Annotated in this window: 8 protein-coding genes; 1 reads left to right on the top strand and 7 read right to left on the bottom strand. The window is 48.1% G+C overall.

All coding sequences use genetic code 11. The features are described 5' to 3' along the window. Positions 1-276 precede the first annotated feature (276 nt). The 7 genes from V2546_RS09650 to rfbA form a co-directional block, all read right to left on the bottom strand. The gene (locus V2546_RS09650) at positions 277-756 is read right to left on the bottom strand and encodes a hypothetical protein (RefSeq protein ID WP_329752192.1); all 480 of its coding nucleotides are present in this window, start codon (positions 754-756) and stop codon (positions 277-279) included. 195 nt (positions 757-951) lie between these two features. Beyond that, a complete protein-coding gene (locus tag V2546_RS09645) occupies positions 952-2,196 on the bottom strand; it encodes a hypothetical protein (protein ID WP_329752190.1) in 1,245 nt (414 codons plus the stop codon). Between the two features lie 337 nt (positions 2,197-2,533). Further along, positions 2,534-4,207 (bottom strand): 2-isopropylmalate synthase, encoded by a 1,674-nt coding sequence (gene leuA, locus V2546_RS09640; protein ID WP_329752189.1) that lies wholly within the window; start codon positions 4,205-4,207, stop codon positions 2,534-2,536. Positions 4,208-4,676: 469 nt separating this feature from the next. After that, positions 4,677-6,035, bottom strand: a complete 1,359-nt coding sequence (gene glmM / locus V2546_RS09635; protein WP_118530169.1) for a phosphoglucosamine mutase — start codon at positions 6,033-6,035, stop codon at positions 4,677-4,679. 271 nt (positions 6,036-6,306) lie between these two features. Continuing rightward, positions 6,307-7,155, bottom strand: coding sequence for a dTDP-4-dehydrorhamnose reductase (gene rfbD, locus V2546_RS09630; RefSeq protein ID WP_117483302.1), 849 nt, complete (start codon positions 7,153-7,155; stop codon positions 6,307-6,309). Positions 7,156-7,228: 73 nt separating this feature from the next. Beyond that, positions 7,229-8,266, bottom strand: coding sequence for a dTDP-glucose 4,6-dehydratase (gene rfbB / locus V2546_RS09625; RefSeq protein ID WP_117483303.1), 1,038 nt, complete (start codon positions 8,264-8,266; stop codon positions 7,229-7,231). A gap of 160 nt (positions 8,267-8,426) precedes the next feature. Then, positions 8,427-9,329 (bottom strand): glucose-1-phosphate thymidylyltransferase RfbA, encoded by a 903-nt coding sequence (rfbA, locus tag V2546_RS09620; RefSeq protein ID WP_021905619.1) that lies wholly within the window; start codon positions 9,327-9,329, stop codon positions 8,427-8,429. A gap of 512 nt (positions 9,330-9,841) precedes the next feature. Here rfbA and V2546_RS09615 point away from each other — a divergent pair. After that, entirely contained in the window at positions 9,842-11,179 is a 1,338-nt protein-coding gene (locus V2546_RS09615) for an MATE family efflux transporter (protein ID WP_329752187.1), read from the top strand. The last annotated feature ends 45 nt before the right edge of the window (positions 11,180-11,224 follow it).

Here is an 11,224-nt window from a genome sequence, read left to right as displayed (position 1 = left end):
AAAGGGATGCCTGGGAATGAACTGCGTTTATAAAGAATGGCATCGAAAACATAACCGATTTCGATGCCATTTGGGCATAAAGCAGGGCTGCCGCCCAGCAAAAAATATTTGCTAATGCGACAGCCCCATTCTCTTTTTTCAAAACAATGCTACTAAACAAGTGAAAACATGCTTCGCGAGTTTCCCCTTGTTATCACGACAGTCGCCAAGGTCTCGCGCAAGCGCGAACTTTGGCTCGTTGTTCGCGTAAATTATAAGTCTGACGATACGGAACTATCATTTCCAATTTCTTTCATCATTTGCAAAATGAATCGCCTCCCTGCAAATGGCAGTTAAAACTCCCGAAACAATCGCTGCAAATTCCGCCGGCAAAAGCAGCATAAACATACGATACACCGGTACATATTTTATGAGAAGATACCGGCATACCCAATACAGGCCAAAAGCAATTGGGAACAGAAGCAGGATTTTTCTTTTCTTTCTGTCACTCAAAAGATCCGAAGCACCCAGCAAATACAAAATTTCGAGAACAAACACAATACATGAGACACTCGAAATTTTCATAATGCAATTTGCCAATGTTTCATCAATTAACTCCGGATTTTTTACCAGTTCATTCCAATATTCATACGTAAGAATCCCTGCCGGAGGAATGTATTCTTTATCTCCGTTTGTCAAAACGAAATAGAAAAAGAAAACCTGAAACAAAGCAACAGTCACTGCTGATAAACAAAAAAATTTATTTTTTCTCTTCATAACTGTCACTCTCCTTTACAGTTGTTTAACAGGCCTGTACATTTATTTCACTTCTCGTGAGGAAACATAAACGGAAAAGTAAAAATTAGCTGCATAAGATTCGAAAGGCTGCGAGTTCAAAATTCCCCGCAGCCCTGCAGTTTTATAACCTCATAGACTATTTTTAAGGCTAAATACCTCTTTTCCCATCAATTTCTACCAGGAAATCTCCACATGATATCCGCCATTCTGATCTTTCGTGATCTTATACTTCACTCCATCCGCATCCGTTACAGTTCCGCTTGTCTTAACCTTACCGGACTCATTGACCACATAGGTCTTGCCGTCAACCGTAACTTTCGCGTACTTCATACCCTCCTCTGCGCTCACAAGCTGTCCGTTCTCGTAGAGACTTCCGTCCTTCACACCCGTGAATCCGTCGCCTCTCTTTCCGATACTGCCTGAAGTCGTAAAGTAGAATACTTCGTTGTCATGGTTATCGTCATTGACCACAATCCGTCCGGTCTTCATCTTTCCGTCGCTGTCAAAGTAGAACTTTCTGCCATCACTCAGCTCCACAAGACCTGTCTTCATGCGGCCCTTCTTATCGAAGCAGTAGGTCTCTCCCTTGATCTTCGCTATTCCGTATCCGCAGGCCTCCGTTGTTTTATAGGATGTGGAGTATGCGCGGCCATCTTTAAAGTAGTACCAGTTTTCCTCAGCGTCATCCGGGGATGCCATATATCTCCAGCCGTTCATCTGCTGTCCGCCGCTGCGGAAGTAGCGAAGGGCATTGACATCGCTGTTGGAGAGGTCGTCACGTCCTGTAGATGTGTAATCAGACTCATTTACCCAGCCAGTCAGCATTCTTCCGCTGTGGTCAAAGATATAGGTCTCACCGGAGATCTTCAGCTCACCATCATAGATCAGCTTTCCACTGGAATTAAAGTAATACCAGTACTCACCCCAGTCATCCTCTCTGTCCGCCAGTTTTCTCCAGCCCGTCGTCATAGCTCCGGAATCTTCTAAATGATAGATCTTACCATCGATCTCCACCCAGCCGATATCCAAAACGGAATCCGTAAAGTGGTACCACACGTCATTGATCTGTTTCCAGCCGTTTGTGTACGCCTTTCCGTTCGCTCCAAAATATCTCCATCCGCTCTCGTTCCAGCGGCTGTTGTTGATGTACTTCCATGTGTTTGTGATCATGACACCATTCTCGTTTACATAATAAGTATCATCGATCAGGCTGTTTGTCTGCATCACTCCATTGTAATCCATATAATACCATGCATCTTTGGAGCATACCCAGTCATTCCGAACGAGGCGTCCGTTGTTGTCATTGTAGTAATACCATTTTCCATTCTGCTGTGACCAGTCCGCAAAGGAGGTCATCGCCATTCCTGCGGTTAAAATCATCGCTGCAACTGCTGCACCTGCAAAATATCTCTTCTTCATAGAAACCCTCCTCTTCTAAATATTTCCGTTTCCGGAATATACTTTTTCACTTTCCCACCGGTTTCCTTTTCATCGTTCCCACGGTGGCTATTTGTTTTCGATATCTCCGTTAGATATCTTTCGTTTTTTGTTTGTACTTGTATTATACAGAAAACTTCCTAAAAACTCTTCTCTTTTTCCTTACATTTCATTAAAAATATGACGCAAAAATGCGGCAAAAACAGGATTGCATTCCCATTTCTGCCGCATTTAAAATTTTCTTATGATTTGCCGCCGGACACTGCAGTTTCTCCCTATGTCTTACCGCAGCACTGAACGTATATCCGACATTTTTATTTTACTCTGCATCTCCAAACAGACGGTTAACTGCACTGAAGATACCTCTTAAGGATGCTCTCGTGATGTTGGAGCTGATGCCGACACCGTATGTCACCTTGCCGGTCTTCTGATCCATCAGGTGGATATAGGAAGCCGCCTGTGCCCCGGAACCGGATGTCAGCGCATGCTCGCTGTAATCGAGAACCTTGATTGAGATACCAAGCTCCTCCTCCAGTCCGCGTTTCACAGCATCGATCGGGCCGTTTCCGACACCTTCAAACTGTTTTGTCTCGCCGTGGTTAGAGTAGGTAACAACAGCAACGGTTGTGAACTGGTCTCCGGACTCGAAATCTGTGATCTTGCACTTGCGGAAGTGGTACGGTTCCTTGCGGTCGAGATACTCGATGCGGAACTCTTCCATGATCTGCTCCGGCGCAACCTCACCCTGATTCTCTGCGATCTTCTGGATCACATCCGCGAACTCCTTGTGCATGCCGCGTGGAAGTTTGAATCCAAAGAAGCTGTCCATAACGAAAGCAACACCGCCCTTTCCGGACTGGCTGTTGATACGGACCACCGGCTCGTACTCTCTTCCGATATCGGACGGATCGATCGGCAGATACGGAACCTGCCAGATCTCGCTCTTTCTTTCCATAAGCGCATGCATTCCCTTGTTGATGGCATCCTGATGGGAGCCGGAGAACGCAGTAAATACCAGCTTTCCAGCGTACGGATGACGCGGATCGATATGCATCTTTGTGCAACGCTCGTAAACCTCCGCGATCTTCTTGATGTCGCCGATCTCAAGCTCCGGATCGATTCCCTGGGAGAACATATTGTAGGCGATGGTCAGGATATCCACGTTTCCGGTACGCTCACCATTTCCGAACAGGGTTCCCTCAACGCGGTCAGCGCCTGCAAGCATTGCAAGTTCTGCCGCAGCAACACCTGTTCCGCGGTCATTATGCGGATGAACGCTTAAAATGATGCTCTCGCGGTTCTCCAGATGTTTGCTCATCCACTCGATCTGATCTGCGAATACGTTCGGTGTCGTCATCTCAACAGTGGACGGAAGGTTGATGATCATCTTATTGTCCGGTGTCGGTCCCCATGCTCTCTGGACCGCGTTGCAGATATCAAGCGCATAGTCCATCTCTGTTCCGGTAAAGCTCTCCGGGGAATACTCCAGGATCACTTTTCCGTCATAATCTTTCATGTACTTCTTTACCATATCGACACCGTCGATTGCGATCTGCTTGATCTCCTCACGGTCCATATGGAATACAACATCACGCTGTAAGGTGGATGTAGAGTTGTAAATATGCACAACTGCCTTCGGGATTCCCTGAATGGACTCGAAAGTTCTCTTTAACAGGTGATCACGGCACTGGGTCAGAACCTGAACCGTCACATCGTCCGGGATCAGCCTGCGTTCAACGAGCTGTCTTAAAAAGTCAAATTCGATCTGGGAAGCGGCCGGGAAACCGATCTCGATCTCCTTGAAGCCCATCTGCACCAGCATATTGAACATTTCAATCTTCTCTTCAACGACCATCGGCTCTACAAGTGCCTGATTGCCGTCGCGCAGATCCACACTGCACCAGATCGGTGCTTTCTCGATCTCTTTATTCGGCCACTCCCGCTCCGGGTAATTCATGACCGGTACTCTCTGATATCTCTTATAGTTCATCATAGTTTCTTTCCTCCGCTTTTCTGATAAAAGTCATTTTCATTCCTGCATTTCATGAATTTTTGTAATCATGCAGTCTTTCCAGGCACTGCAGTTTCCCTCCAGCTTCATAGTCGCAGGCCACGGAGTCGGTAAACCACGCTGTACTTCTCAATTATAAACAATGTTACGCTTTTAGGTCTAACCCCATTTTCATCAGTCCTTTTTTGTGAAATTCAATCGACGGACGCATTTTCGACCATCCATTTCCGTTTTTTCATTATATCACTGTAAAAAAGGAATCGCAAGAATCTATGCCATAACATTTAGATATAGGAGATATGCAAATATTGCTGTTCACGCCTTGCACAAACAGTAACTGATTTTGCCGATGCTTCGCATTCCGAATCGGCAAAATCCACTACCACCATATGTAAAATGAGGCAGCGAATTTCCTCACTGCCTCATCGTTCATCTTTTATATTTCAAGCAATCAGCTTTCTGACACATGCCCTTTTTTCTTCAGCACGTCGATCACCTGATCCACATATTTCTCACAGATCTCCGGTGTCTCCGCCTCGACCATCACGCGGATCAGCGGTTCAGTCCCGCTCTGGCGCAGAAGAAGTCTTCCGTCATTTCCGAGCGCTTCGTCAACGGCTTTTCCGGCTGCCTGTACATCCGGGTCGTTTAACGCCGCCGCTTTGTCTGCTACACGGACATTCTTTAAAAGCTGCGGAAGGATCGTAACCTCAGAAGCAAGCTTTCCAAGTGTCTCCTTCTTCTCCAGCATGACTTCCATGATCTTTAAGGAAGTTAAGATACCGTCACCGGTCGTCGCATACTTGCTGAAAATGATGTGTCCGGACTGCTCACCGCCGAGACAGTTTCCGGTCTTTGACATGTTCTCATACACATACTTGTCACCGACCGCTGTCTTCTCATAGCCGATACCCTCGCGGTCCAGCGCTTTGTAGAGACCGAGGTTTGACATGACCGTCGTGACAATCTTGTTGTTGCGTAAAAGTCCCTGTTCCTTCATGTACTTTCCACAGATGTAGAGGATCAAGTCGCCGTCCACGACATTTCCGTTCTCATCCACCGCCAGGCAGCGGTCTGCGTCACCATCGTATGCAAATCCGACATCCAGGCCTTTTTCCTTCACGAATTTCTGAAGATTTCCGATATGCGTGGATCCACAGTCGCGGTTGATGTTGAGGCCGTCCGGCTGGTCGTTGATCACATAAGTGTCTGCACCGAGAGCGTCAAATACGCTCTTCGCAACGGAGGAAGCGCTTCCGTTGGAGCAGTCGAGACCGACCTTTTTGCCCTTAAAAGATCTTGTCGCGATGGAAATCAGGTAGCCGATATAACGATTTCTTCCTGCCGCGAAATCCTGGGTTCTTCCGATATTTTCTCTCTTAGCGAGCGGAATTTCTTCCATCTCACCGTCTAAGTACTTCTCGATCTCCTCGATGACGCTCTCCTCGAGCTTTTCACCGTTTCCGTTCATGACCTTGATGCCATTGTCATAGTACGGGTTATGGCTGGCAGAGATCATGATCCCGCAGTCGAAATCTTCCGTGCGGATCACATGGGACACGCTCGGAGTTGTCGTCACATGTAAGAGATAAGTGTCCGCTCCGGACGCTGTGAGTCCCGCTGCCAGGGAATACTCAAACATATAGCTGGAACGTCTTGTATCTTTTCCGATCACGACTCTGCAGCGGTCTCCCTTTGCCTGTTTTCCGTAATACCATCCAAGAAATCTTCCGACTTTATATGCATGCTCCACGGTCAGATTTACGTTCGCCTCTCCGCGGAAGCCGTCGGTGCCAAAATATTTTCCCATTCCTCAATCCTCCATGACCCGCGAACCTTATAGAGAACCGGATATTGCCGTTGTCTGATATCCCGGTTCTCTATAAGGTCCGCAGTTTTCTATCTATATACAGATTATTCTACTGAGAGCAAAAAGTCTTTTGCTTTTCTGATGTTTTATTTCTCAGATAAGCAGGCTGCCGAAAATATATCATCGCCGGCAGCCATATGCCTTTTATAGGCAACAACCTGTTACAGTGCGTGGGCATGGAGTGCCGTGTACTGTAACAAAACGGCAGTTCCTACCAGGTAATTTCCTTCAGATATCTTGCAACGGCATCCTTCCACTCCGGAAGACGCTCAAAGCCGTTCTCTGTGAGTTTTTCCTTGCTCATACGGCTGTTCATCGGGCGTTTTGCCTTTGCAGCCGGGTACTCATCGGAGTGGACCGGTGTCACCTTGACATCCATTCCTGCTGCACGGAAGATCTCGCAGGCGAACTCATACCAGGAGCAGAGTCCTTCGTTTGTCGCATGGTATCTGCCGTATTTGTCCGTCTGGATCATATCCACGAGAAGTCTTGCGAGGTCGTAAGTGTAGGTCGGGGAACCGATCTGATCGTCAACGACCGAAGCAGCTCCTCGCTCTTTTCCGATCCGGAGCATGGTCTTAATGAAGTTCTTTCCGTTTACGCCGAATACCCAGGCGATACGGACGGTAAAGAATTTCTCTACCAGCTCCTCGACTGCAAGCTCTCCCTCATATTTGGACTGTCCATAGACATTCAGTGGATGTCTCTCGTCATCCGGCTCCCACGGGCGAGTCCCCTGTCCGTCGAATACATAGTCCGTGCTGATGTACATCATCTTGATGCCGAGTTTTTTGCAGACTTCCGCGATGTTTCTCGTTCCGCCTGCGTTGACTTTCATGCACACGTCCACATTGTCCTCAGCCGCATCGACAGCAGTGTAAGCTGCGCAGTGGATCACTGCATCGACATTGGCCTCCGTGATCACGCGGTCACATGCCTCTTTATCGGTGATATCCATCTCAGCGAGATCCACTCCGATCGGAGTGATCCCGCGTTTTTCCATCTCGTTTACTACGTCATGACCAAGCTGGCCTTTTACGCCTGTCACTAAAACTCTCATATCTGTCTGTTCCTTTCGTAAAAAATCAGCCCTGCCCCAGAATCCTCGGTGCAGGGCTGATTTATGATCTTACTTACTTTAAATCTTTTCCAAGACGGTCGCCGTACATGTTGTCGAAGTAGTTGCTGTACTCTCCGCTTAAGATATGCTTCCACCAGTCCTCGTTGTCCAGATACCACTGGATCGTCTGCTGAATACCGGTATCAAAGTTGTATTTCGGCTTCCAGCCAAGCTCTGTCTCAAGCTTTGTCGGATCGATCGCATAACGTCTGTCATGACCCGGACGGTCTGTTACGAACTTGATCAGGCTCTCCGGCTTATTTAATGCCTTTAAGATCGTCTTGACAACCTCAAGGTTTGTGCGCTCGTTGTGTCCGCCGACGTTGTATACTTCACCGACACGGCCCTTGTGGATGATCAGGTCGATCGCCTCGCAGTGGTCGGAAACGTGGAGCCAGTCACGGACATTCTCGCCTGTTCCGTATACCGGAAGTGCCTCATCAGCAAGAGCGCGGCTGATCATCAGCGGGATCAGCTTCTCCGGGAAGTGGTACGGACCATAGTTGTTGGAGCAGCGGGAGATCGTCACCGGAAGTCCGTATGTTCTGTGGTAAGCGAGAACAAAGAGGTCTGCACTTGCCTTGGAGGAAGAATACGGGCTGGATGTGTGGAGCGGTGTCTCCTCTGTGAAGAAGAGATCCGGGCGGTCAAGCGGAAGGTCTCCGTAAACCTCATCGGTGGAAACCTGGTGGTAACGCTTGATTCCGTAGGTGCGGCATGCGTCAAGCAGCGTTGTGGTTCCCATAACGTTTGTGCGTACAAAGCTCTCCGGATCTACAACGGAACGGTCTACATGGCTCTCCGCTGCGAAGTTTACAACGATATCCGGTTTCTCTTTCTCGAAGAGATCGAATACGAATTTGCGGTCTGCGATATCGCCCTTTACAAATTTGTAGTTCGGCTTGTTCTCGACCGGTTTTAATGTCTCAAGGTTTCCGGCATATGTTAAGAGATCGAGGTTTACGATCTGGTACTCCGGGTATTTGTTTACCATATGGTGGATGAAGTTGCCGCCGATAAATCCGGCGCCGCCTGTTACGATGATTTTCATGTGTTTATTTCTCCTTCATGAACATGATTCTGACTGCAAAATTTCCATACAGGAATACACTCAGCTCATGTTCCATCCTTTCCTGTATCAGTTCAGAAGCTTCCACTCAAATGCTTTGTGTTTGGGCGTGAGTGCGCTGAAAGCCTGCTGTTTTTTCTCTTTACTTATCTGCGTGTCCCGGCAGTTTGTCGATATATTTTCCGTCGATGACATCCTTTAAGTACTGGCCGTACTGGTTCTTCTTATAAATCTCGTATGCGGCCATAACTTCTTCCTTGGAGATCCAGCCATTCGTGTAGGCGATCTCTTCCAGACACGCGATCTTTCTGTGCTGGTGGGTCTCGATGGTCTTAACGAAGTTTGTGGCCTCAACTAAGGACTCGTGGGTACCGGTATCGAGCCATGTAAAGCCCTGACCTAAAAGGGTTACGTCAAGTTCCCCGTTCTCAAGATAGATCCGGTTGAGATCTGTGATCTCAAGCTCGCCTCTTGCGGACGGTTTTAAGTTCTTCGCATACTCGACAACGCGGTTATCGTAGAAGTAAAGACCGGTCACGCAGTAATTGGACTTCGGTTTTTCCGGCTTCTCTTCGATGGAGATCGCTTTTCCAGTCTCATCGAACTCAACGATACCGAAACGCTCCGGATCATCGACATAGTAGCCGAATACGGTTGCGCCTTTCTCCTTCTCTGCTGCCGCACGGAGACGTTTCTTTAAGCCCTGTCCATGGAAGATGTTGTCGCCGAGGATCATGGCTACAGAGTCACCGTCGATGAACTTTTCACCGATGATGAACGCCTGGGCAAGTCCGTCCGGGCTCGGCTGTACTGCGTAGGATAAATTTACGCCGAACTGCTTTCCGTCTCCTAAGAGCGCCTCGAATCTCGGGGTGTCATCCGGTGTGGAGATGATGAGGATATCGCGGATCCCCGCATTCATCAGTACGGACAACGGATAGTAGATCATTGGTTTATCATAAATTGGTAAAAGCTGTTTGGAAGTTACCTTAGTGAGCGGATACAGTCTTGTGCCGCTTCCGCCGGCAAGTATGATTCCTTTCATATGCTCTCCTTTTCTCATCTGTTTTTGGGCACACTACGCCCTATACTAGGGACATTATAGCATAAGTGACTTATATTTTAAAGGGACTTCCTCTTATAAATCTCTTAAAAAACAGGAAGATTTTTGTTAGTTTTTACAAAATGATGTGCTTTGGAGCCCGCCGAGAGTCCTCCATGCTCCCGCTAACATATTGTCAGTCCGCCCTGTGTCCACATTTTTCACCAGAAAACCGCCCCACTTTTCCATGCTTTCGCTCTCCACCTTGTATTTTACACGCTGTACCCAAAATGCTGGACGCTTTTCCTGATCATGCGATGTATTTTCTTCTTACATACATTGCTCCGTCTGCTGAACAGTCACAATATTTTCCCCATCTTCCGCTTAAAAATCAGAACTTTTCCTAATTGCATAACTTAAAAAAATATGTTAAAACGTGTATTATATTTTTTCTTTACATAGAAAGATCTCCATGTTCTGCAATTTCATTTATTTTCAGGAGGATGTATCTACATATGAATAACCGTCTTTTCAGCCGGAAAGACCTGGTGCGCCTGATCATCCCGCTGATCGTAGATCAGTTTCTTCAGGTTGCCGTGGGACTTTCCGACTCGATCATGGTGGCGCGTGTCGGGGAAGCTGCCGTCTCCGGAGTTTCCTTAGTCGACACGGTCATGCTGCTCATCATCAATATCTTCACGGCTCTCGCCACCGGCGGCGCCGTCATCGCCGGCCAGTATCTCGGCAGAAAAGATCCGAAAACCGGATGTGAGGCAACTGCCCAGCTCTTCAACTTTACGTTCCTGTTCTCGATCTTCATCATGATCCTTGGATACCTCGGGCAGAACGTGATCCTGTACCATGTCTTCGGAAAGATCGAACCGGAAGTCATGAAGGACAGCCGCACGTATCTTCTGATCGTTCTCGCCTCGATCCCGATGATCGCCATGTACAATGCCGGAGCCGCAATCTTCCGTGCAATGGGAAACTCCAACATCGCGATGAAGACTTCGCTTCTCATGAACTCTATCAACGTGTTCGGAAACGCGCTCCTGATCTTCGGATTTCACCGCGGCGTTGAGGGCGTTGCGATCCCGACGGTCGTATCCCGCGGCGTGGCGTGCGTAGTAATTCTTGTCCTGTTAAATAACCAAGAACATGCGCTCCACATCCTGCACCCGTATCCGTTTAAGATCAAATGGGATGTGCTGAAAAAAATCCTCTATATCGGGATCCCGAACGGTCTGGAAAACAGTATGTTCCAGCTCGGAAAGATCGCCGTGCTGAGTCTTGTCTCCGGTCTCGGAACTGCATCACTCGCGGCAAACGCAGTCAGCAACAATATCGCAAACTTCGCGATCCTGCCGGGAATGTCCTTCGGCTTTGCCCTCCTCACAGTCTGCGCCCAGTGTGTCGGCGCCGGTGATTTCGAGCAGGTGAAGTACTATACCAGGCACATGATGCGCGTCGAGTATCTGTGCCTGATCGCGTCCAACCTGATCGTGATCCTTTCCCTGCCGTTCATCCTTTCGATCTACAACCTCTCCGATGAGGCTGCAATGTACACAAATGACATCATCCTGTACCATGCCGCCTGCGTTGTGACGATCTGGCCGCTGTCCTTCACACTGCCGAACACACTGCGCGCCGCGGCCGATGTGAAAGTGACCATGGTCCTCTCCATCATCTCCATGTGGGTGTTCCGGTTCGGTTTCAGCTATCTGCTGACTATGGAGTTTCATATGGGAATCTTCGGTGTCTGGGTTGCGATGACGATCGACTGGCTCGTGCGCGGGATCTTCTTTGTCTGCCGGTATAAGAGCGGGCGGTGGCAGAAAATCATTTTCTCGTAAAAAAATAACAAGTAAAAAGACCTTTCGAAACAGATATTTTTTATA

The sequence above is a fragment of the Clostridium sp. CM74B_53 genome (assembly GCF_036318045.1).
Classification (GTDB): Bacteria; Bacillota; Clostridia; order Lachnospirales; family Lachnospiraceae; genus Pilosibacter.
The sequence above is the reverse complement of the archived record's forward strand: the minus strand, read 5'-3'. Positions and strand labels throughout refer to the sequence as shown.